Origin of the sequence: Pseudoxanthomonas sp. F11 (genome assembly GCF_037046485.1) — a bacterium.
Classification (GTDB): domain Bacteria; phylum Pseudomonadota; class Gammaproteobacteria; order Xanthomonadales; family Xanthomonadaceae; genus Pseudoxanthomonas_A.
Genome location: NZ_JBANLZ010000005.1, coordinates 114,922 through 136,821, shown reverse-complemented (window position 1 = coordinate 136,821; position 21,900 = coordinate 114,922). Strand labels below are relative to the sequence as shown.

Here is a 21,900-nt window from a genome sequence, read left to right as displayed (position 1 = left end):
TAGTACGCTGTGGGACGCGCGCGCCGCCCACCAGGGGATGCCGACAGGCAGGGGAGGCGGCATGGGCTGCGGCGTGGCGCGGCGCTGATAGGCCAGGGATGCCCACGGACTCGCCCCGGTCGGGCGACAACGGCGGAACACGACCGCCAGCGAGCTTGAGGCAGGTAAGCGGGTGGCCAGTCGGTCGGGCGAAGGCATGGGACGTTTGCATGGCGGGCGGGTCGTACTCGTCGGGCTGCTATGGCTTGCGCTGGCGCAGACGGCGGCCGCACTCGAGGTGCGCCGCCAGCTGGCGCAGTTCCACCACACGGCATGGCGGGTCCAGGATGGTGCGCCGGGCCAGATCACCGCGCTCGCGCAGACGACGGACGGGTATCTCTGGCTCGCCACGCAGATCGGGCTGTACCGCTTCGACGGCGTGCAGTTCGAGCGTTATGAGCCACCGGCCGGCGACGCACTGCCGGCCACCAGCGTCTCCGCACTGCATGCGTCGCCCGATGGTGGACTGTGGGTGGGCTTCCGCTACGGCGCGGTTTCCCATATCGACGGGGCGCGACTACGCCACTACGGCCAGGCCCAGGGCCTGCCCAGCGGCACCGTCTTCCGTTTCGCCCACGATGCGGATGGCCGCCTCTGGGCGGCCACGTTCACCGGCTTGGTCTACCTGCAGGGTGGGCGATGGCATGCGCTGGGCCCGGGCTGGCAGTATCCCGGCCGACAGGCGCGGACCGTGTTCGTCGATGCCGAAGGTACGTTGTGGGTCGCCAGTGAGCAGGGCGTCGCCTTCCTGCCGCGGGGCGCCACGGCGTTCCAGCGCGTGCCGGCGCGCGTGGGCCGGATCAGCCAGTTCGGCCAGGGGCCGGATGGCGCCATCTGGATCGCGGAGGCGGACGGCGCGGTGCGTGCGCTGCCCGTGCCTGGAAGACCGGCGCCCCGGCAGGCGTTGTCCTTGGCCTCCGCCGGGCTGCTGTTCGATCGGGATGGCGCCCTCTGGGCCACCACGTTGGGCGACGGTCTGTACCGCTGGACCGGCGAGGCGGCCGCAGCGTTCGAAGGCTTCCGTCAGCGCGAGGGACTGACGTCCGACTATGCGTTGCCGCTGCTGGAGGACAGGGAAGGCACCCTCTGGATAGGCAGCAGTCGTGGCCTGGACCGGTTCCGCCATGCGAACGTGGTGCTGGCCCGCCTGCCCGATGGCGCCCACGATTTCGCCATCGTCGCGGAGGAGGGCGCATCCGTACTGGTGGGCAGCCGCAACCGTCCCCTGCTGCGATTGCAGGGGAGCCACCAGGCCTCTCTGCCGCTTGCCCCGCCGTTGACGGCGGCGTACCGCGACCAGACCGGTGTGGTGTGGCTGGGTGGTCCGAAGGGGATCTGGACCCTGCGAGACGGTGCACTTGCCCCTGGCGTTCCCCTGCCGGTGGGCCGCTACTCGGGCGTGCAGGCCATCGCGCGGACGCCCGACGGCACGGTGTGGGTCTCACTGAACACGCCGGGCCTCCACCGCCTGCAGGGCGGCCGCTGGACCCATCTGCGCGATCTTCCCGGCACGCGTGAAGGGTCGTCGCCGTTGACCCTGCTTCCCGGGACCGACGGCCGCTTGTGGATGGGCTTCGCGCACAACCAGATCGCGGCGATGCGCGAGGGCCGGCTGCAGGTTTTCGGACTGCCCCAGGGCCTCGATGTGGGTAACGTGAGTGCGCTGCAGCAGGGGCGCGCGGGCCTGTGGATAGGAGGCGAGCGCGGGCTGGCGCGCATGCGCGGCGAACGTATCCAGACGCTGCGCGCGCGGGCCGACAGCCCCCTGCGCGGCATTTCCGGCATCGTGGAGACGGCGAACGGCGACGTGTGGCTGAACGGTGCGCGCGGGATCGTCAGGATTCCGGCCGCATCCCTCGATGCGGTATTCGCCGGCACGTCCGCCGCGACCTACGATCTGTTCGATTTCCTCGACGGGCTGCCGGGCATTCCCGCGCAGTTCCGCCCCATACCGACCGCACTGCAGGCCGGCGACGGCCGGCTTTGGTTCGCCACCACCAGTGGCGTGGTCACGATCGATCCGGACCGCATCCAGCGCAATCCGTTGTCGCCACCTGTCAGCATCCGATCGTTGTCTGTCGACGGCCGCCCATACTCTTTGGACGCGGGTGCGCTGCGCCTCCCCGCGGGAACGCGCAATCTGCAGATCGGCTACACCGCGCTGAGCCTGGCCATTCCGGAGCGGGTGCGCTTCCGCTACCGGCTGGAGGGATACGAGCAGGAATGGCAGGACGCCGGGACGCGCCGGGTGGCCTACTACACCAACCCGGGGCCCGGGAACTACGTGTTCCGCGTGCTGGCCACCAACAACGACGGCGTCTGGAACGAGGTCGGGGCGCGCATCGCGTTCTCGATCGCGCCACGCTACTACCAGACGCCCTGGTTCGTTGCAGCGTGCGCGATGGCGGCGGCCGCGCTGCTCTGGGGCGCCTACATGCTGCGCCTCAGACGGGTGTCGCGACAGATCCACGACCGCCTGCAGGAACGCCATCAGGAGCGCGAGCGCATCGCACGCGAACTGCACGATACGCTGCTGCAGAGCGTGCAGGGGCTGATCCTGCGCTTCCATGCCGTCGCCCGTTCGCTGGGGCCCGGTGCCCCCGCACGCGACGCGCTGGATGCGGTGCTGGAGCGCGCCGACGACGTGATGGTGGAGGCGCGCGACCGGGTGCTCGACCTGCGCGCCACCGCCCGCGGTGGCTGCCTCGCCGACCTGTTCGCGAGGATGGCCGCCGAACTGGAGGCCGGTCCCGCGCTGTCCATCCGTGTGTCGGAGGAAGGAAACCGGATGCCGATCGACCCCATCGTGCAGGATGAACTGCTGCAGATCGGACGCGAGGCGATGCTCAACGCATGCCGTCACGCGGGGGCCCGGCATATCGGCATCGTCATCGAGCAGAGCGCGGCGTACGTGGCGGTGAACGTGCACGACGATGGCCGCGGCATCGAATCCGACGTGCTGGACCGCGGCGGCCGCGAAGGGCACTGGGGCCTGGCCGGAATGCGCGAACGCGCCGCACGCATCGGCGCCAGGCTGGACATCGTGTCCGGCCCCGGCACGGGCACCCGCGTGGAGGTACACGTACCCGCCACCGTGGCGTATCGCCCGCGGACCGCCTGGTGGCGGCGCCGGCGCGAGCGGCATCGCGGGTAGACCGCGCCACGGATGTCGGGTCAATCCCGCATTCCGCAAGCGTCTGCGCGGCGGAGCGCACGCTCGCCGCTACAATCGCGCCATGCACGGATCCGATGCTTTCGAAGCCGCCGCTTCGTTCCGCCCTGAAGCCAATGACCGGCCCACGCGCATCCGCGTGGACCTGGACGCACTGAGCCACAATTTCCACGCACTGCAGGCGCATGCCGGCGTGCCCGTCATGGGCATCGTCAAGGCCAACGCCTACGGACATGGGCTGGTGCCGGTCGCGCGCCACCTGCAGGCGCAGGGCATCGGACAGCTGGGCGTGGCACTGGTGGAGGAGGGCATCGCCCTGCGGCGCGCGGGCGTGACGGTGCCGATCCTGGTGATGGGCGGCATCCACGCGCCGCAGGTCGGCCAGTTCCTGGCCTGCGACCTGGAAGTGACCGTATCCTCGATCGCCAAACTGCGCCAGGTGGAACAGGCGGCGGCCTCGCTGGGACGCCAGGCGGTGATCCATCTGAAGGTCGACACCGGCATGGAACGGATCGGCGTGCACAGCGAGAATGCCGCCCCTTTGATCGAGGCCGCCGTCGCATCGCGCTGGTGCACCGTGAAAGGCATCTACTCCCACCTCGCCTGTTCGGACGATCCGGCCTCGCCGATGACGCACGAACAACTGCACCGGTTCCTCGATGCGTGTCGGCACTTCGACCGCATCGGCGCCCCCATTCCGCTGCGTCACCTGGCCAATTCCGGGGGTGTGCTGCATTTCCCAGACACCTGCCTGGACATGGTCCGTCCGGGCATCGCGCTGTATGGCGTGATGCCGGACCCCGCCTCGCGGGCCACCGTGGCGTTGAAGCCGGCGTTGTCGCTGGTGTCGCAGGTGGTCTACTTCAAGGTGGTGAAGGCCGGTCGGACGGTCAGCTACGGGGCCACCTGGACAGCGCCGGAGGACACGCGCGTGGTCACCGTGCCGATCGGGTACGGCGACGGCTATCCGCGTTCGCTTTCGTCGCGCGGCGAAGTGCTGGTGCGCGGCAAGCGCCATCCCATCATCGGCCGGGTATGCATGGACCAGTTCATGGTCGACCTCGGCCCTGGCGGAACCGCCTACAACGAGGACGAGGTGGTGCTGATCGGCGCGCAAGGCGGCGACGCGATTTCCTGCGAAGCGGTCGCGCATGCGGCGGGCACCATTCCCTACGAGATCCTGACCGGACTCAACGCGCGCATCCCCCGTGAATACGTCGGCGGTGCATCCATCGGCGGGCCGGCTGCGTAATCGGCAACGACGTCCGAAAGCCGAGCCCATGCCCTACGCCCTTGTCTGGTTCCGCCACGATCTGCGCCTGGACGACAATCCGGCCCTGCGCGCGGCCGTGGACGAGGGGTTCACCCCCATTCCTGTCTACGTGCATGCGCCGCAGGAAGAAGGCGAATGGAGGCCCGGTGCCGCGTCACTTGCGTGGCTGCACCGGTCGCTGGCGGCGCTCGATGCGGACCTGCGGGCACGCGGGTCGCGCCTGCTGTTGCGCGAAGGGCCGAGCGCTTCGGCCTTGCAGGCGCTGGTGGAGCAGACCGGTGCGGCGGCGGTTTTCTGGAACCGCAAGTACGAACCCGCCACCCAACCGCGCGATGCCGCGCTGAAGAAGGCGCTGCGCGAACGCGGCCTTCGGGTGGACAGTTTCAATGGCTGCCTGCTGTTCGAACCCTGGGACCTCGCCACCCAGCAAGGTGGGCCGTACAAGGTGTTCACGCCGTTCTGGCGGTCGGCGCTCGCGCAGTGGCGCGCACCGGCGACGTGGGATGCGCCCGGCGCGCTGCCCACGTTCGACGCCGCGTTGGCGGGCGAATCGCTCGATGCCTGGCGCCTGGCACCGGCGCTGGGCTGGGATACCGGCTTCTGGAAGGTCTGGACGCCCGGCCAGGCCGGCGCGCGGGAGGCATTGGAGGTCTTCATCGAGGGCGCGCTCAACGGCTACCGCACGGACCGCGACCGTCCCGACCGAACGGGCACCTCCCGGCTGTCGCCGCACCTGCATTTCGGCGAAATCGCCCCCTGGCGGATCACGGCCGAACTGGAGCGCGTACGCACGGCCGCCAACAGCGCCGACATGGACGGCTACATCCGCGAGCTGGGCTGGCGCGAGTTCGCCTACCACCTGCTGCACCATTTTCCGCAGACCACCACGCAGAACCTCAACCCGCGCTTCGCGCATTTCGACTGGGCGAAGGTCGACCCCAAAGCCCTCGAGGCATGGCAGCGTGGCCGCACCGGCGTCCCCATCGTCGACGCCGGCCTGCGCGAGTTGTGGGCCACCGGCTACATGCACAACCGGGTGCGCATGATCGTGGCCAGCTACCTGACCAAGCACCTGCGCTACCACTGGCTGCAGGGAGCGCGCTGGTTCTGGGACACGCTGGTGGACGCCGACCTGGCCAACAACACGTTGGGATGGCAGTGGACCGCGGGCACCGGTGCCGATGCCGCGCCGTATTTCCGCGTGTTCAACCCGGTGACGCAGGCGGAGAAGTTCGACCCCAAAGGGACGTACATCGCGCACTGGGTGCCGGAACTGGCGGCCATGTCAGTCCCGCTGCGTTTCGCGCCGTGGGAGAAGCCCGATGTGATGTCACGCATCGCCCCCGACTACCCGCGGCGGCCCCTGGTTGACCTGGCGGAAGGGCGCGACGGCGCGCTGGCGGCCTATCGCAAGACGGGCGACTGAACTGCGTTGACGCCTTTCGGGGCCGCATGCTTCACTCGGTGCGGGAGAGGAGGGCAAGCATGGCCACGAAGAAGGCGCAGGCAAAGCCGCGTCGCGAGCCGATGTCGCGGGTGGATACCGCCTGGTTGCGGATGTGTCGTCCGACCAATCCGATGATGATCACCGGCGTGCTGATGTTCGACGAGCCGATGACGCTCGACCGGTTGAAGCAGGTCATCAGAAAGCGGTTCCTCGCCTATCCCCGTTTCCTGCAGAAGGCGGTGGATACGCCGGCCGGCGCGTCATGGGTGACCGATCCGGACTTCGACCTCGATTGGCACGTGCGCCTGTCCGCACTGCCGGGACGGCACGATCCCGCGTCCGAGAAGAAAGCGCTGGAGCGCTTCACCAGCCAGATGGCGTCCACGCCCTTGGACAAGACCAAGCCGCTGTGGCAATTCCATCTGATCGAACGCTACGGCACCGGCTCCGCCCTGGTGGCCCGCATCCACCACAGTTATGCCGACGGCATCGCGCTGGTACAGGTGCTGCTGTCGCTGACCGATACCAGCCGCAAGCCCGACGCCGGCAAGGACCTGCGATCGGCGTGGCTGAAGAAGGACGGGGCCGAGGTCGTCCGCCGCGTGGGGGCGATCGACCGCTACATGCAGATCGGCGGCAAGATGCTGGGCAAGGGCATGGAGATGATGCAGGACCCCACGCTGGCCACGATGCTGGCGAAGGAGGGCGGCGAGATCGGCCGCGAGCTGCTGCACGCCTTGTCCCTGTCGGACGACCCGCCCACGTTGCTGCGCGGCAAGCTGGGCGTCAGCAAGCGCGTGGCCTGGGCCGAGCCGCTGGATCTGGAAGACGTGAAGGCGGTCGGCCGCGCCTGCGACTGCACCGTCAACGACGTGCTGATGGCCGCGGCGGCTGGCGCGTTGCGCAACTACATGCTGGAGCGTGGCGAGCAGCTCGAAGGGGTGACTCTGCGGGCCACCGTGCCGGTGAACCTGCGGCCGCTGGAGCACGCGCGCAAGCTGGGCAACCACTTCGGCCTGGTGTTCCTGGACCTGCCGGTGGGCGAGGACAATCCGATCCGCCGCCTGGAGCGCGTGGCCGACTGCATGCGCGACCTCAAGAATTCTCGCCAAGCCATTGTCGCATTTGGACTTCTTGCCGCGCTTGGGATGGCGCCTTCAGCGGTGCAGGGCCTAGCGCTGGAGCTCTTCTCGCGCAAGGCGACCGCGGTGGCGACCAACGTGCCGGGCCCGCAACAGCCGCTCTACATGGGTGGCAGCCGCGTGCGCGAGATGATGTTCTGGGTCCCGCAGACCGGCTCCATCGGCATCGGCATATCCATCCTCAGCTACAACGGACGCGTGCATTTCGGCCTGATCGCCGATGCCAAACTGATCCCCGATCCGGATGCCGTCATCCGCCGCTTCGGTCCGGAGTTCGACAAGCTGCTGTACCTGGCGCTGATGGGCGATTGGGAGCGGACGCTGGATGCGCCCGGGGCGGTGGCGGTGATGGCGTGATCCCCGACGCTAACTGAATGAACAGGGCTCAAATCGCATGTTGTGAACATTTTGCTGGGTAGGCTTGCGGCCGTTCCGGTGCATTCCCCGCACCGCCCAGGAGGATGTATGAATGCGATGCTGAAGACCGGCGCCCTCGCGGCGCTCACCGTGACGCTGCTCGGTGGCTGCGCCAGCTATACCGGCCAGACCAACGATCCCAATGATCCCAATCGCACCCGTACCGGCGCCCTGATCGGTGCGGGTATCGGTGCCGTGGCCGGTCTGCTCAGCGGCAGCGACGCCACCGAGCGTCGCCAGCGCGCCCTGGTGGGTGCGGGCATCGGCGGGCTGGCGGGCGGTTCCATCGGCGCCTACCAGGATCGCCAGGAAGCCGAACTGCGTCGCCAGACCGCGGGCACCGGCATCGATGTCAGCCGCGATGGCGACGTCATCAAGCTCAACCTGCCGGACGGCGTCACCTTCGATTTCGGCAAGGCCGAACTGAAGCCGCAGTTCTATCCCGCGCTCAACAACGTGGCGTCGACCCTGCGCGAGTACAACCAGACCATCGTGGAAGTCAGCGGCCACACCGACAGCATCGGCAGCGATGCGGTGAACCAGCGCCTGTCGGAGCAGCGCGCCGCGTCGGTCGGCAACTACCTGATCGGCCAGGGCCTGCAGCGCGAGCGCTTCGAGATCGTCGGCATGGGCAAGCGCTATCCGGTCGCCAGCAACGATACCGAGACAGGCCGTGCGCTCAACCGTCGCGTGGAGATCCGGGTGCTGCCGGTGCGTTCGTAAGCACGCCGCACGTCGCAGTCCAGACGGGCCGCTCTGTGCGGCCCGTCTTCGTTCCGGACACCAACGACGCGCACGGAGGGCGCGGGAACACCGGCCGCAAGGATGCGCTCTTCAGCCCGCATCGTCTCTTCCTGTCAACCCGTTTCCTGCGCGGCCATCCGTTGCCACAATCCCGGTCCCACCCGGCGTATCGGGTTTTCCAGTACGGACGCAATGCAAGACCGCAATCCCCAGATCGCCCAGCACATCGCCGCCACCATCGCCGCCGAGATCGGCGCACAGACCGCGCAGGCCAAGGCCGCCATCGCGCTGCTCGACGAAGGCGCCACCGTGCCCTTCATCGCCCGCTACCGCAAGGAAGTCACCGGCGGCCTGGACGACACCCAGCTGCGCAACCTCGAAACGCGCCTGACTTATCTGCGCGAGCTGGAGGACCGCCGCGCGGCCGTGCTCGCCAGCATCGAGGAGCAGGGCAAGCTGACCGACGTACTGCGGGCCGAGATCGAAGCCGCCGACAGCAAGGCGCGGCTGGAAGACCTCTACCTGCCGTACAAGCCCAAGCGCCGCACGCGCGCGCAGATCGCCCGCGAAGCCGGTCTGGAACCGCTGGCCGATGGCCTGCTGGCCGATCCCACCCAGGTGCCGGAAACCGCCGCCGCCGCGTACATCGATGCCGAGAAGGGCGTGGCCGATGCCAAGGCCGCGCTCGATGGTGCACGCGCCATCCTGATGGAGCGCTGGGGCGAGAACGCCGCGCTGGTCGGCGAACTGCGCGAGTGGATGACCGACGTCGGCGTGATCCGCGCCAAGGTCGCCGACGGCAAGGAGAACGAAGGCGCCAAGTACCGCGACTATTTCGACCACGCCGAACCGCTGGCGAAGATTCCCTCGCACCGCCTGCTCGCGCTGTTCCGCGCGCGCCGCGAAGAGATCCTGCAGCTCGACCTCGACCCGGGCATGGATGCCGAGGCCGGCCATCTTTCCGCCGAAGGCCGCGTCGCCAAGCATGCCGGCGTCTCCGCGCAGGGCCGCGCCGCCGACAAGTGGCTGCTGGATGCCTGCCGCCTGACCTGGCGCGCCAAGCTGCACATGCACCTGCTGCTGGACCTGTTCAACCAGGCCCGCGAGAAGGCCGAGGCCGAGGCCATCGCCGTGTTCGGCGACAACCTGAAGGACCTGCTGCTGGCCGCACCGGCCGGGCCGAAGGCCGTGCTGGGCCTGGACCCGGGCCTGCGCACGGGGGTGAAGGTCGCCGTGGTCGACCGCACCGGCAAGCTGGTCGACACCGCCACCATCTATCCGCACGAACCCAAGCGCCAGTGGGACCAGTCGCTGCACGTGCTGCGCGCGTTGTGCGCGAAACATGCCGTGGAGCTGATCGCCATCGGCAACGGCACCGCCAGCCGCGAGACCGACAAGCTGGCCGGCGACCTGATCAAGCTCGCGCCCGAGCTTAAGATGCAGAAGATCGTGGTCAGCGAAGCCGGCGCCTCGGTGTATTCGGCCTCGGAATTCGCGGCCAAGGAGTTCCCCGACCTCGACGTGAGCATCCGCGGCGCCGTCTCCATCGCCCGCCGCCTGCAGGACCCGCTGGCGGAACTGGTGAAGATCGAACCCAAGGCGATCGGCGTGGGCCAGTACCAGCACGACGTGGACCAGTTCCGCCTGGCGCGCGCGCTGGATGCGCGGGTGGAGGACTGCGTGAACGCCGTCGGCGTCGACGTGAATACCGCCTCTGCCGCGCTGCTGACGCGCGTGTCCGGCCTCTCCTCGACGGTGGCCGAGAACATCGTGCGCTTCCGCGACGAACACGGCGCGTTCCGCACGCGAAAGGCGCTGCTGGGCGTGCCGCGCCTGGGCGAGAAGACCTTCGAGCAGTGCGCCGGGTTCCTGCGCATCGCCGATGGCGACGAACCGCTGGATGCTTCGTCCGTGCACCCGGAAGCCTATCCGGTGGTCGAGCGCATCCTGGCCGGCAGCGGCCGGCAGGTGAAGCAGATCGTCGGCGACACCGCCTTCCTGCGCAGCGTGAAGGCCGAGCAGTACACCGACGAGAAGTTCGGCGTACCGACCATCCGCGACATCCTGAAGGAACTGGAGAAGCCCGGCCGCGATCCGCGCCCCGAGTTCAAGGCCGCGCGCTTCGCCGACGGCGTGGAGGACATCAAGGACCTGCGCGAAGGGATGATCCTGGAAGGCGTGGTCAGCAACGTGGCCGCCTTCGGCGCCTTCGTCGACATCGGCGTGCACCAGGACGGCCTGATCCACATCTCCGCGCTGTCCGACCGCTATGTGAAGGACCCACGCGAGGTCGTGAAGGCCGGCGACATCGTCAAGGTGAAGGTGCTGGAAGTGGACGTGGCCCGCAAGCGCATCGCGCTGACGCGCCGCCTGGACGACGCGCCGGCACAGCAGGCGCCGCGCGATGCACGGACGAACGATCCGCGTCCGCCGCGCGGACCGGACCGCGGCCATCCGCGCGATCAGCGGCGCAGTCCAGCGCCGGCCAAGGCGAGTGCGCCGCCGGCCGACAACGCGCTGGCGGCGGCCTTCGCCCGGGCGAAAGGCCAGGGCTGATCCAGCGCCGCGCTCAAGGGAACACGTGGGAGCGACGTGAGTCGCGATCGCACTGCAAGGGAAGCGCTCAAGCGCTGGTTCGGGAACGCCCGCCCTCGGCAGGGCGTTCGCGACTCGGGCCGCGCTCCCACAGGGGCGCAGGGGATCAGCGGCCGGGAGCTCCGGTCGCCGTCGCGTAGGGGGCCAGGTAGCGGCTCAGTCCGCCGGCGCGCAGCTGGGTGACGGCGGCATTCCAGTCGATGGGCCTGTCCGCCTTGAGCGCGTCCAGCACCGCCACCACGGACAGCTCCACTTCCGGCAGGCCGCCCGCGCCCGGCGCGTTGCGGCGCTGCTCGATGGCCTCGAACAGCACCGCATTGGCCTCGGCGTAAGTCAACGGTGCGGTGCTGCCGTGCGCCGTGCGCCACGCCGGCGTCTCCAGCACGGCATTCACATGGGAGAGGATCAGCCAGGTCGCGCGGCCGATCAGCTTCAGGTTGCCCGGCTGCACGCTGGTCATCGTGTTGCCGACCACGCGCCCGCGCTTGGCCATCACGCCGGTGGAATGCGCGTTGAGCAGCATCTTCAGGGCGATGGTCTGGTTGAGTTCGAACGCATCGCGCTGCGGCACCGTCACCGCGATCACCGGTACCGGCCGGGGCAGGGCGGCCACATCGGCCAGCACGTCGCTGGCGATCGGGCGCGCCGAGACGGACACCAGCACCGGCTCCGCACCGGCGGCGGCAAAGGTCTGCAGCCATCGGCGGTTGGCATCGGCGTGCGCTTCGTCGCCCAGCAGGATCAGTGCGCCGGTGTCGCCGGCCTGCGGACCGCGGCGTTGCAGGTTGGCATCGGAGAACGACAGGTCGTACAGCGCCTGCTGTTCGTCGCCCGCGTTGGACAGGCCGCGCAGCGCCGCTTCGCGCAGGTAGGGGTCGTCGATGCCGTTCTCGAACGGCGGCAGGTACAGCGCCTTGTCCAGGCCGTGGAAAGGCCGGTGCAGCAGGGCCTGCCAGGCCTGCGCGCCATCGGCGGCCGGCGTCCATACCTGGATCCATGAGCGACGCTCGGCTGCGTCCACGGGGTCCAGCGGGGCGAGGCGGAAGGTCGGCGCGCGCTCGGTCACGTCGACGAACACCGGCATCAGCGCCCGCGTGGCCAGATAAGTGGCATGGCGACCGGCGGCATAACTGGCGGCTTCGCGGTCGGTCCACGCGGCCAGTTTCTGCGCGGCCGCGGCGGTCGTGCGCTGGATCGCGGCGAAGCCGCGCAGGCGCTCGGCGATGCCGGCATCGTTGAAGCCCAACGCGGCCAGTTCATCGCCGGTCAGCACCTCGCGCAGCAGTGCACGCGTCGCGTCTTCCAGCACCACGCCCAGCACGTACAAGCTGGTGGTGGTGGCCTGCATGCGGGTGGAGCCGGTAATCGCCTGCGGCCCGGTAGGCAACGGGATCTTGGTGATGCGCGCATCGTCCAGCACGCGACGGCTGCGTTCGAACGGGCGCAGCACCTCATCGGGATTGTTGTAGACGAACCACGTGCGGCGTGCATCCGCGCCGGCCTGGTCGGCCGCGGCCAGCGCCGTACCGATCACCGCGGAGGTCTCGCCACCTTCGGTGACGGCGAATACCAGGTCCTGCGGCCGGATGCCGTTGTCCTGCAATTGCAGGCGACCGATCTCGGGAATGTCCTCGAAGCCTTCCAGCGAGGCGATCAGCGCGCGGTCGCCGCCGGTGATCTCGCCGCGCACGCGTTCGCCCAGGCCCGGAAAGCGCGCCTCGATCTTCGCCATCACGGGGGCTGCCGCGGTACGCTGCCAGAACGGGCGCCACAGCCCGCTTTCGATGGTCTCGGCCAGGCGTCCGGTGGAGCCGGTGCCGTAGAAATACAGGCGGTGTCCGTCGCGCAGGGCGCGGGTGATCTCGCGGCTGGCGTGTTCCAGCGCCGCCAGGCGCGCGGGATCGTCGGCGACGCCCTGCAGCGCGGCCGAAATGTCCTCATCCACCGACAGCAGCGCGGCCAGCCCGTCGGCGGTGTCGGCGGCGATGCGCGTACTCAGGTCGAAGCTGCGCGGATGACGTTGCTCGGTCAGCAGGCTGTGCAGCTGGAACTGCTGCTTGTTCGCCACGAAGTCCCGGGACTGCGCCGACGGCGTGACACCCAACCGGTTCGGTACGGGCTGCGCGCCCAGGGGCAGGGCGGCACCGGCCATGACAAGGAAGGACATGCTGCGCATGATGCGTTTCGCCGTACGGGACATCGGGCTCCCCACTGACAACGGAAGAATGCGGCGCGTCCGGCAGCGTTTTCGCTTGCCCGACGCCGCACGCAGGCTGCTATCGTCATGACAACGATAGCAAAAGGTTGTGACACTATGCCCCGGTTCCCCCGTCCGCTGCATGCTGCACTGCGCCCCCTGGGTCTGGGGCTGCTGCTGTTGCTGGGTCTTGGCCTTGCGTCCCCCGGTGCGGCTGCCCCGGGCTGCGACTGCGCGGGCATGGCGCCGACGCTGGGCATCGAGGTGCTGATGGAGCAGCGCCTGGACCTGTTGCGCGGCAGGCGCGTGGGGCTGGTGACCAATGCCACCGGCCTGGACAGCCAGCTGCGCAGCGATGTCGACCGCTTCGCAGGGCATTCGGAATTCACACTGGTCGCGCTGTTCGGTCCCGAGCACGGCGTGCGCGGCGACGTGCAGGCCGGCGATCACGTCGCCTCCGCGCGCGATGCGGCCACCAGCCTGCCCGTGCACAGCCTGTACGGCGAACACCGCGAACCCACGCCCGCGATGCTCGATGGCATCGACGTGCTGGTGTTCGACATCCAGGACGTGGGCACCCGCTTCTACACCTATCCGTACACGCTGGCCGGGGTGATGCGCGCGGCGAAACGCGCCGGCATTCCCGTCGTGGTGGCCGACCGTCCCGATCCGCTGGGCGGCGTGCGGGTGGAAGGGCCGGTGCTGGACCCGGCGCTGGCCTCGTTCGTCGGGCAGTTCGCCATCCCCATCCGCCATGGCATGACATTGGGCGAACTGGCGACGCTGTTCAACACGGCGTTCGGCATCGGCGCCGACCTGCACGTGGTGGGCATGCAGGGTTGGCGGCGCGGCGACGAACCATTGCGCGGCGCGCTGCCGTGGGTGCCGCCGTCGCCGAACATGCCCACACCGGACACCGCGCTGGTCTATCCGGGCATGGGCCTGCTGGAAGGCACCAACGTGTCCGAAGGCCGCGGCACCACACGCCCGTTCGAGACCTTCGGCGCGCCGTGGGTGGATGCGCCCGCGCTGGCCGCGCGACTCAACGCGATGGGCCTGCCGGGCGTGCGCTTCCGGCCCACGTGGTTCACGCCGACGTTCTCCAAGCATGCCGGCCAGGCCTGCGCCGGCGTGCAGCTGCACGTGACCGACCGCGTCGCGTTCCGCCCGGTGCGCACCGGCCTGGCCGTGCTGAAGGCCTTGCACGACCAGCACCCGAAGGAGTTCGCCTTCCTGCCCGGTGAGCCGCCGTTCTTCGACCGGCTGGCGGGCGTGGGCGACCTGCGTGCCGCGATCGTACGCGGTGACACAGTCGAGACCATCGAGGCAGGCTGGCAGCCGGGATTGGCGAAGTTCGAGACCCTTCGCCGGCAGTACCTGCAATATCCGATGCCATAAACGCGCGGGCATTTCACACTGAAAGCCCCACGATGGAGCGCTGAGTGTGAGCGATGGGGCTCCGAGCGCCATCGATGACACTCCTGGCGCGATCTTTCTCACATGGAGAGCCATCGATGGCATTCCGAATGTGATCTATGGAGCTCAGAGCCCCGCGGATGGGGCTCGGAATGCGATCTCTCTCACATTGAACGCCATCGATGGGATCCGGAGCGTGATCGATGGCCTTCCGAGTGCGATCGACCGAGCACCGAGCCTTGCGCGCGGAGCTCGGAGCCCGATCTTTCGCCCATCGAGCCTGATTGATCGAGCTCGGCGCGTCATCCGGCTCATATTCAGGGCGGTCAGGCGCTCCGGCCTGGCGAAGCGGCCTGCTTCCCGGTCGTGGGAGCGACGTGAGTCGCGACGAGGCACCGGTACGCTTCATCGCGACTGACGTCGCTCCCACAGCTCCAAACAGGCGCCAGCGGGCTGGTTGTGGCCCGCATGGAACGGGCCGCGCCGTGGGATCAGGGCACGACAGGCTTCGTGGGAGCGACGTGAGTCGCGATGGGTATCGGTAGAGCCTTATCGCGACTGACGTCGCTCCCACACCCTCGCCGACGCCAATGGTCGGCAATTCGCGCGTCAGGTCGCGACAGGTTTCCGTTTGCGCGGTGCGCGCCTGGCGGGGCGCGGCGTGTCGGTGGCCGTGATCAGCGGCGCCACCGCCTGCTGGACCTGCTCCAGCGATGACAGCGTGTCGGCATAGGCGATGAAGTGCTGCAGGTAGCCCGGCGACGCGGCGCGCATCAGATGGAGGGCGCGATGCACCAGCATGCCGGAGTTGAGCGGACCGGCGTCGGCGGGCACATCGTGCAGCGACGCGCGCAACTGACTGTCGATGCGCACCTGCGCCCAGACCTCTCGCGCCTCGGTGAGCGCGGACGGCGCCACCGGCGACGGACCGGGCGCGGGGGCATCGCCGTGGCGCGCCTGCAGTGCGGCGACCAGGCCCCGCAGTCCGCTATCGCGTGCCGGCACGGGCGCGGCGGGCGTGGGCCTGCGTGCCAAGCCTTGGGCATAGGCGCGTATCAGTCCGGCGAGACGTGCTTCCAGCAGGCGGCGGGCTTCGCCCTCGTGCGTGCCGAGCCGCGCGGACAGCGCCTGCAGGATGTCGAAACGCACCGGATCCGCACGGTCCAGGCCCTGCGCGCGCCACGCCTGCACCTGCGCCAGCGGCGGCAGCGCGTCACCGTCCATCGTCACCGCGGCGCTTGGCGGGGCGGGGAATGGGCGCGATCTCGACGCGGCGGTTGCGCGCGCGGCCTTCCTCGCTGGTGTTGGCGCTCACCGGCTGCTCGGCGCCAAACGCGGCGGCGAACACCGAGGAGGACGGCACGCCTTCGGCGATCAGGGTGCGGGTGACGGTGAGGGCGCGCTGCGCGGACAGGTCCCAGTTGTCGTCGAACTGGCGGTTGCTGCCGCTGACCTGGCGGTCGTCGGTGAAGCCGCTGACCATCAGGATTTCCTCGCGCGTACGCAGGTAGCCGGCCAGCGGCGCGGCCAGGCTCTTCAGCAGGTCGCGACCCTCCGGCTGCAGCTGGTCGGAGTTCAGCGCGAACAGCACGTTGCCGCGGATGCCGATGCGGCCGTCCACCAGCGTCACCCGTCCCTCGGCCAGTGGCGCAGCCAGCGCGTCCTCCAGCGCCTTGCGCTGCTGCGCTTCCTGTTCGCGCCGGCGGGTTTCCTCGTCCAGGCGCTGGGCTAGCTGCGCCTGCACGGCGATCACGCCCACCAGCACCAGCACGAACGCGCCCAGCAGCACCGACATCAGGTCGCCGAAGCTGGCCCAGACGGGCGCGCCCAGGTCGGCGTCGTCTCCGGTTTCCACGCTCATGCGGCGTCGGCCCCAGCCAGGCGCTGCAGGTCGACGGTGATCTGGCGCTGTGCGGAGAGGCTCAGGTCGACCACTTCGCGCGCCTGCGCCACGTAGTAGGCCAGTTGCTCATCGCTGCGCACCAGCGAGCGCTCCAGCGCGCCTTCGATGGCCTGCAGGCGTTCCAGCAGCGCGTCGTTGGTCTGGCCGAAGCGTTCCACCACGCTGCCCAGCGCATCGCCCAGGCCGGCGACTTCGGTGGCGCCGGCGGCGACCTGCGCGGCGACGTGTTCCAGCTTGCCGGTCTCGGCCTGCACGTGGTCGGTGAAGCGGGTGCCCACGCGTTCCAGCAGGTCGGCGGACGTCGCCACCAGTGCATCGATGGCGGTGCGCTGCTCGGTGGAGGCGTGGTTCACCGCATCCAGCAGCGTCTGCAGCGTGCCCATCATCTGGGTGCGTTCTTCCAGCAGGGCGGTGTCGCGCACCATGCTGTCGGAGAGCTTCTGGCGCAGTTCGGCCACCACGTCGGCCGCGGCGCGCGGTGCTTCAGACGCCACCTGCACCAGCTGCGAGATCTCGGCGATGGTCTGCTGCGCATGGGTCTGCGCCTGCGCGGTGATGTCGTTCGCGCTGCGGGCCAGGGCGTCGCAGATGTCCTGCTGCAGGCGCGCGGCGTCGGCGGCAGTGCGCTCCCAGTCGCCCCGCAGTGTGGTGCTCATGGTGGTCAACTGCTCGGCCCAGGCGGCCAGGCGCGCAGCATCCTGCTCGGCCAGCGTGCGCTGCAGCGCGGCATGCGAGGCGTCGACCGCTTCGACCAGGGCGGTGGCCTGCGAGCGGAAGTCGGCGCCGGCCGCGGACAGGGCATCCGCGTGGCGCGTGGCGATGCCGTCGGCGGTGCTGGCCTGCTGGCGGAGCGCCTGCGTCCAGCCCTCCGCCAGCGTGGTCGCGGTGCGCTCAAGCTGGCCGGCCGCCGCATCGAGCCAGGCCTGCGAGCGCTGATCGAACTGGGTCGCCTGGCGCTGGGCGTGTTCTTCCAGGCGTGCGACCAGCGCGTCGTGGGCGTCCTGCTGGCGGGCGAGGGCGGCCTGCCATGCCGCGGCCGCCGCCGTGGTTGCGGTGCCGAAACCGGCCGTCAATGCCTCCAACTGCTGCTGCACGGCGGTGCCGACGGTCTGCTGCAGGGCGCCGGTCTCGCGCGCCACGCCTGCCAGCGTGGCCTCCACCAGCGGTTGCAGTGCCGCGCCGACCGCGCGTGCGCTGCTGTCCACGCCGGCCTGCATCGTGGCGACCAGCGTGGCGGCGAGCTCGGCCTGGGCCGCTTCGGTGCGGGCATGGAAGCTTTCCTGGCGCGCGGCCTGCTGCGCGGCGGCGTCGGTGGTCTGCCGTTCGATGCCGGCGACCATGGCCTGCAGGCGTTCCACCAGTTCCGGCATCAGCGCGGCCTGCTGCTGCAGCAGGCGGAAGGATTCCTCACGCTGGAATGACTGCGAATGCGCGTGCAGCGAGGTGGCGATCGCATCGTCCAGCCGCTGCGCGACCAGCACGCGCTCGCGCCGGCTGAGGGCGGACAGCAGGCCGAGGATGGCCGACGCGGCCACGCCCGCGATCGAGGTGCCGAAAGCGAAACCCAGCCCCTTGACCGGCGCGGCCAGCGAGCCGCGGATCGCGTCGATGTCGGTGGCGCCTTCCAGCGCCAGGCCGGTGCCGCGCAGGGTCACCATCATGCCCAGCAGGGTGCCCAGCATGCCGAGCAGCACCAGCAGGCCGACCAGGTACGGCGTGAGCGAAGGGGCGGGCAGGGCGACGCGTTCGCCTTCCACGCGCAGGCGCACGGCCTGGCGCAGGCTGGGGTGCAGCGGCGCCAGCCAGGCCTGCAGGCCATTGCCCGCGGGCGTGGTGTCGTCCAGCGCGTGGGCGAGCGATGCGGTGGCCTGGCGATAGCGCTGCAGTTCCACGGCACCGGCCACGTAGCACGCGCCGATCACCAGGGTGACCATCACGCCCAAGGTGTGCGTGCCGACGTAGCCGACGCCGATCCAGCCGACGATGGCCAGGCCGGCGAGGAAGAGGGCGGTGGAGAAGGGCTGTTTCATCAAAGGCATCCAGGCATCACGGGGTACGAAGCGCGGCGACCAGCGCGTCGATGGGGTGGAAACGCAGGTCGAGTTCGGCCAGCAGGGCGTCCTGCAGGTCGCGGCGGAACAGCGCCCGCCAGGCGCTGTCGGGGCTGCCGTCCGCGGCGGTGCGCAGGCGTTCGAAGTGCAGGCCGAGCAGGGTGGGGGTGTGGGCCAGCAGGGTCTGTTCGCGCGGGCTGAGGGTCATTTCCATCACGGCGTCCACCTCGGCCAGGCGGGCCAGGTCGCCGCCGCGCTGGGCCAAGGCATCGCGCAGGCGTCCGCGCAAGGGACCGGTGCCGGTGAGCATGGCGCGCTGGCGTTCCAGGCAGTAGCGACGGAAGGGTGCGAAGTCGTCGCCGTCCGCGTCGGCAGGCGCGCCACGCTGGATCGCGTCCGTCAGCGAGGTGCGTACCCGGTCGACGGCCGCGGCGTGCGCGTCGACGCCCGTCGCGGCGCCAGCCGCAGGCGCAACGGCGCCATCGAGCGCCCGCGACAGCGAGACCGCACGGTTCCAGTCGATCCATTGGCCCAGCCGCTCGGACAGCACCGGGCCGGCATCGGGCAGGTCGGCCCCGCCCAGGCGGGCGAGGAGACGGACGAAGGCGGGGGCCGCCGTGGGCGTCCGGTACTGCACAGTGGTCACACAGTGGCTCAAAAGAGCGGGGATTTTACAGGAAGGGGGTGGGCGGTGAGCCGTCTCACGAAACTGGCGAACGAAAGGCCGGCGCCCATTCTTGGCAAAGTACGCGGCGGCTTTTCGAGGATGCCGCGTTCCCCGGTCACCAGCATCGGCTCGGCTTTGAGCCGGCGGATCTCAGCCAAATCACTCTGCTCGGCTGCGGGGGTGGGCGATGTCGCTCGTTGCCGCCTTGTGTGACTTGTGCACCCACCCGTACAGCGTGCGCTCGGGAATGCCGATCAGGCCGGCGACATCCACCACGTCAGGCCTCTTGATGGTCTGCTCCACTGCCTCTGATCGGAACGCGTCCGTGTACTGCTTGCTGTTGCCCATGAACACCTCGGTCGTTGCCATAAGTAAGGCAACCGGATGTCTACGAAAGGCTGGCCGGTCCAGGGTCGGGCTTTGACTGGTTTACCCTGCCACTGACAACCAGGGTCCGCCAGCCGGCCAGTGTTGCGGGTAGTCGGCATCAGCGTTCGCCGCAGCGATGACTGGAAGCAGGAAATCTCGAAGCGACACCACGACGTCCTCCAGGCGCAGCGCTTCGAGTCTGTTCTTTCCCAGAAACGCCTGCCACTGCGTCTGCTTTTGCGCATCTTGCGCAAAACCATCCGTCAGGCCAAAGGGGATGTCCGGAGGCAACGTAGTTTTGCGTCGATCGAAGGTTGCCCGAATCGCGCCTCGCAGGGTGTCGCCGTCAAATTCGGTGTACCGCGACAAGATCCAAAGGTCGAAGTAATCCTTCATCCGGCTGTTGGCGATACCCAGCGAGGCCAAGGCCTCCAGCTTCTCTGCCACCACGGTGTAGCGTGGATAGACGCGCAGTTTCGGCGCCGAGAACTCCGATAGCATCACGGGGTACTGGACATCTTCCGGCCCCGGTGTGACGGCATCGCCGAAACCGATGTCGACCTGAATCGGGCAGCGCGCTCCATCGATCAGTCCGAGCAAGGTGACGCGCACGCCGGCGTAGTTGGCCTCCTTGCGGATCTCCGCCGCTTGAACGGTGTCCGGTCGAAACGTAACACCGTCGTCAGTCTCCATCGCGCAGACGTCCTTGAAGACGGCCTCCAGGTGTGGCAACTCGGCCGAACCAAAACCCAGAAAGTCCGCATCTCGCGTCGGCCGGTGCGGGATGTCGAACCACAAGTCGAACAGCAGCGCGCCTTTCAGTAGGAACTGGTCAGCATGGGGCGAAACGCTGAGTCGGTACAGCAGCCGCTCAAGGGCGTAGCGGGTCAAGACCAGATTGAAATCTTGTCGAGTCTCGCGGGCGCGGGTGAGCAGGCGGGTCCGCACCGAAGCGGCCGTGTTGCGCTGGTTCATGACAGGCTTTCCATGTAGGGGCGCATCACATTGGCCACTCGGCACAGCGATGCATAGCGCCAGAGTTCGTCCATACTCACGCGCTTGGCTCGCCAGGCTTCCTGCAGGGCTTCCATCGCGACATCGAGGCCGATCTTGTTGCGGAACTTGAAGCAGTCGGCCACGGTGCGGGCGACGTTGGTCACGCGCACGGTCACGCCATCGATCTGGTGCTCTTCAATCCCATCGGTCAGCGCGGCACCTGAGAAGCGCACGATGCGCAGCGGGGGATAATCCATCTTCGGTGCACGCGCCTTGTTGGGAATCGCCAGCCAGACCTCGAATGGCGATTGCGTGGTGAGGTCGTGCACCCGCAGTGCTGACAGCAAGCAGACGATGGCTTGCGGGTGTTTGCGGGCCACCTCGGCCAGCGTGCCATGCTCGGATACGCTGCGATCGTGACGGGCGTACAGACCGCGACCCACGCGGACGAGCAGGCCCTGCCGAACCAGCCGCGTGAGTGCGACACTGGGCAGACCCAGCGCATCGAGATCGCGCGGGCGTATCAGGCCGCGCTGGGCGGCGAGATCCAGAATGGTCTGATGCGAAGTGTCCATGCCACCATGATGTTGCATTACGTCGGTAGTTGTAAATATATACCGACAAAACACAACTACGGGGTTCCTTTGCTCCCCGATGCTGCAATCCAACCGCTTGATTCGTCCGCGCGTAACTATTTGATCTGTATAGCGCTGACTTATGGCCTTTGCGGACTTCGGGCCGGTTTCAGAGGGCGAGGTCGGAGCGAGGAATGGTCGGGAGAGAGTGGAATGTGGCCTGAAACCGGCCTATAGGGTGAGCGGCGAAGTCCGCAGGCTTTCGCAGGAATCCCCGCGAACACGCGGGAACCGGCGCGATCGGACAAGAAAAAACCCCAACCGAGAACGGTTGGGGTTTCATTATTGGTGGAGGTGGGCGGAATTGAACCGCCGTCCGAAGGCACTCCATCCCCGGTACTACATGCTTATCCCGCCGTTGAGTCTCGTCCTGCAGCAGCACGGTGGGCCAAGCGCACCGCAGAACCAGCCTGTTTTAGGTTAACCGGGTGCTGACAGGCAACCACTCCCGGCGATTCCGTGATGATGACCTTACGCTGCGAGCACGGACACAAGCAGTTTCAGGGCTTAGGCCTTAAGCGGCCAGAGCGTAGTTGTCGTCGTTGGCAACTAGAGTTTTGCCGCTGGATTTACGAGGAAAGCTGCCCCCTCGGCATGCACCAGGAAACTTTGCAACCCCCGTCGAAGCCAGTGCACCCCCGGGAGTCAGAAACTTCCTGACGACGGCAAGTGTAGGGGCGGGCACCCCGCTTCACAAGGCACGGCGGAGCCGACGTTCAGCCTCTGGGGTCGGCCATCGTGGTTTCGAGCCCAGCCCCCTTGGTAAGGGGGCGAATTCGCGCGTGATCGCGAATGGGGGATCGGCAGCGTGCGTCGGGGCCCAGGATTCGCAAGGCG

At 68.9% G+C, this 21,900-nt stretch carries 14 protein-coding genes, 1 other RNA gene and 1 pseudogene; 7 read left to right on the top strand and 9 right to left on the bottom strand.

The window, feature by feature from the left end:
* Positions 1 to 196: 196 nt before the first annotated feature.
* The 6 genes and pseudogenes from V8246_RS15305 to V8246_RS15280 all read left to right on the top strand — a co-directional run bounded on the left by V8246_RS15305 (position 197) and on the right by V8246_RS15280 (position 10,790).
* Positions 197 to 3,193, top strand: coding sequence for a two-component regulator propeller domain-containing protein (locus tag V8246_RS15305; protein ID WP_336189970.1), 2,997 nt, complete (start codon positions 197 to 199; stop codon positions 3,191 to 3,193).
* 82 nt (positions 3,194 to 3,275) lie between these two features.
* Positions 3,276 to 4,463, top strand: a complete 1,188-nt coding sequence (alr, locus tag V8246_RS15300) for an alanine racemase (RefSeq protein WP_336189968.1) — start codon at positions 3,276 to 3,278, stop codon at positions 4,461 to 4,463.
* Between the two features lie 28 nt (positions 4,464 to 4,491).
* Complete coding sequence (locus V8246_RS15295; protein ID WP_336189967.1) at positions 4,492 to 5,910, top strand: deoxyribodipyrimidine photo-lyase; 1,419 nt, start codon at positions 4,492 to 4,494, stop codon at positions 5,908 to 5,910.
* A gap of 59 nt (positions 5,911 to 5,969) precedes the next feature.
* Positions 5,970 to 7,430, top strand: coding sequence for a wax ester/triacylglycerol synthase family O-acyltransferase (locus V8246_RS15290; RefSeq protein ID WP_336189966.1), 1,461 nt, complete (start codon positions 5,970 to 5,972; stop codon positions 7,428 to 7,430).
* Between the two features lie 210 nt (positions 7,431 to 7,640).
* Positions 7,641 to 8,213, top strand: a pseudogene (locus V8246_RS15285) (OmpA family protein); the annotation flags it as partial.
* A 213-nt stretch (positions 8,214 to 8,426) separates the two neighbouring features.
* Entirely contained in the window at positions 8,427 to 10,790 is a 2,364-nt protein-coding gene (locus tag V8246_RS15280; RefSeq protein ID WP_336189965.1) for a Tex family protein, read from the top strand.
* Between the two features lie 145 nt (positions 10,791 to 10,935).
* On the opposite strand, the gene V8246_RS15275 is transcribed toward V8246_RS15280, so the two are convergent.
* Positions 10,936 to 12,996: a hypothetical protein gene (locus tag V8246_RS15275; protein ID WP_336189964.1), complete on the bottom strand. Its 2,061-nt coding sequence runs from the start codon at positions 12,994 to 12,996 to the stop codon at positions 10,936 to 10,938.
* Positions 12,997 to 13,143: 147 nt separating this feature from the next.
* On the opposite strand from V8246_RS15275, the gene V8246_RS15270 reads away from it, so the two are divergent.
* Positions 13,144 to 14,424 (top strand): DUF1343 domain-containing protein, encoded by a 1,281-nt coding sequence (locus V8246_RS15270; protein ID WP_336189962.1) that lies wholly within the window; start codon positions 13,144 to 13,146, stop codon positions 14,422 to 14,424.
* A 627-nt stretch (positions 14,425 to 15,051) separates the two neighbouring features.
* Here V8246_RS15270 and V8246_RS15265 read toward each other — a convergent pair.
* The 8 genes from V8246_RS15265 to ssrA form a co-directional block, all read right to left on the bottom strand.
* Positions 15,052 to 15,666 (bottom strand): DUF2894 domain-containing protein, encoded by a 615-nt coding sequence (locus V8246_RS15265; RefSeq protein WP_336189961.1) that lies wholly within the window; start codon positions 15,664 to 15,666, stop codon positions 15,052 to 15,054.
* Positions 15,656 to 16,303, bottom strand: a complete 648-nt coding sequence (locus V8246_RS15260) for an OmpA family protein (protein ID WP_271249938.1) — start codon at positions 16,301 to 16,303, stop codon at positions 15,656 to 15,658. Before V8246_RS15260 ends, V8246_RS15265 begins: the two co-directional genes overlap by 11 nt.
* Positions 16,300 to 18,375 carry a DUF802 domain-containing protein gene (locus V8246_RS15255; RefSeq protein WP_336189960.1) on the bottom strand — a complete coding sequence of 692 codons (2,076 nt, stop codon included), beginning with the start codon at positions 18,373 to 18,375 and terminating at the stop codon, positions 16,300 to 16,302. The genes V8246_RS15260 and V8246_RS15255 overlap by 4 nt, the downstream gene beginning before the upstream one ends.
* 16 nt (positions 18,376 to 18,391) lie before the next feature.
* The gene (locus V8246_RS15250) at positions 18,392 to 19,042 is read right to left on the bottom strand and encodes a DUF3348 family protein (RefSeq protein ID WP_336189958.1); all 651 of its coding nucleotides are present in this window, start codon (positions 19,040 to 19,042) and stop codon (positions 18,392 to 18,394) included.
* 180 nt (positions 19,043 to 19,222) lie between these two features.
* Positions 19,223 to 19,432 (bottom strand): transposase, encoded by a 210-nt coding sequence (locus tag V8246_RS15245; protein ID WP_336189957.1) that lies wholly within the window; start codon positions 19,430 to 19,432, stop codon positions 19,223 to 19,225.
* 60 nt (positions 19,433 to 19,492) lie between these two features.
* Positions 19,493 to 20,407 carry a nucleotidyl transferase AbiEii/AbiGii toxin family protein gene (locus tag V8246_RS15240; protein WP_336189956.1) on the bottom strand — a complete coding sequence of 305 codons (915 nt, stop codon included), beginning with the start codon at positions 20,405 to 20,407 and terminating at the stop codon, positions 19,493 to 19,495.
* The gene (locus V8246_RS15235; protein ID WP_336189955.1) at positions 20,404 to 21,003 is read right to left on the bottom strand and encodes a type IV toxin-antitoxin system AbiEi family antitoxin domain-containing protein; all 600 of its coding nucleotides are present in this window, start codon (positions 21,001 to 21,003) and stop codon (positions 20,404 to 20,406) included. The genes V8246_RS15240 and V8246_RS15235 overlap by 4 nt, the downstream gene beginning before the upstream one ends.
* 346 nt (positions 21,004 to 21,349) lie before the next feature.
* Positions 21,350 to 21,703, bottom strand: a transfer-messenger RNA (tmRNA) gene (ssrA, locus tag V8246_RS15230).
* Positions 21,704 to 21,900 lie beyond the last annotated feature (197 nt).

Coding starts and splice junctions, on each gene's coding strand:
- V8246_RS15305 (WP_336189970.1), top strand. CDS start 197: ATGGGACGTTTGCATGGCGGGCGGGTCGTACTCGTCGGGCTGCTATGG.
- alr (WP_336189968.1), top strand. CDS start 3,276: ATGCACGGATCCGATGCTTTCGAAGCCGCCGCTTCGTTCCGCCCTGAA.
- V8246_RS15295 (WP_336189967.1), top strand. CDS start 4,492: ATGCCCTACGCCCTTGTCTGGTTCCGCCACGATCTGCGCCTGGACGAC.
- V8246_RS15290 (WP_336189966.1), top strand. CDS start 5,970: ATGGCCACGAAGAAGGCGCAGGCAAAGCCGCGTCGCGAGCCGATGTCG.
- V8246_RS15280 (WP_336189965.1), top strand. CDS start 8,427: ATGCAAGACCGCAATCCCCAGATCGCCCAGCACATCGCCGCCACCATC.
- V8246_RS15275 (WP_336189964.1), bottom strand. CDS start 12,996: ATGTCCTTCCTTGTCATGGCCGGTGCCGCCCTGCCCCTGGGCGCGCAG.
- V8246_RS15270 (WP_336189962.1), top strand. CDS start 13,144: ATGCCCCGGTTCCCCCGTCCGCTGCATGCTGCACTGCGCCCCCTGGGT.
- V8246_RS15265 (WP_336189961.1), bottom strand. CDS start 15,666: ATGGACGGTGACGCGCTGCCGCCGCTGGCGCAGGTGCAGGCGTGGCGC.
- V8246_RS15260 (WP_271249938.1), bottom strand. CDS start 16,303: ATGAGCGTGGAAACCGGAGACGACGCCGACCTGGGCGCGCCCGTCTGG.
- V8246_RS15255 (WP_336189960.1), bottom strand. CDS start 18,375: ATGAAACAGCCCTTCTCCACCGCCCTCTTCCTCGCCGGCCTGGCCATC.
- V8246_RS15245 (WP_336189957.1), bottom strand. CDS start 19,432: ATGGCAACGACCGAGGTGTTCATGGGCAACAGCAAGCAGTACACGGAC.
- V8246_RS15240 (WP_336189956.1), bottom strand. CDS start 20,407: ATGAACCAGCGCAACACGGCCGCTTCGGTGCGGACCCGCCTGCTCACC.
- V8246_RS15235 (WP_336189955.1), bottom strand. CDS start 21,003: ATGGACACTTCGCATCAGACCATTCTGGATCTCGCCGCCCAGCGCGGC.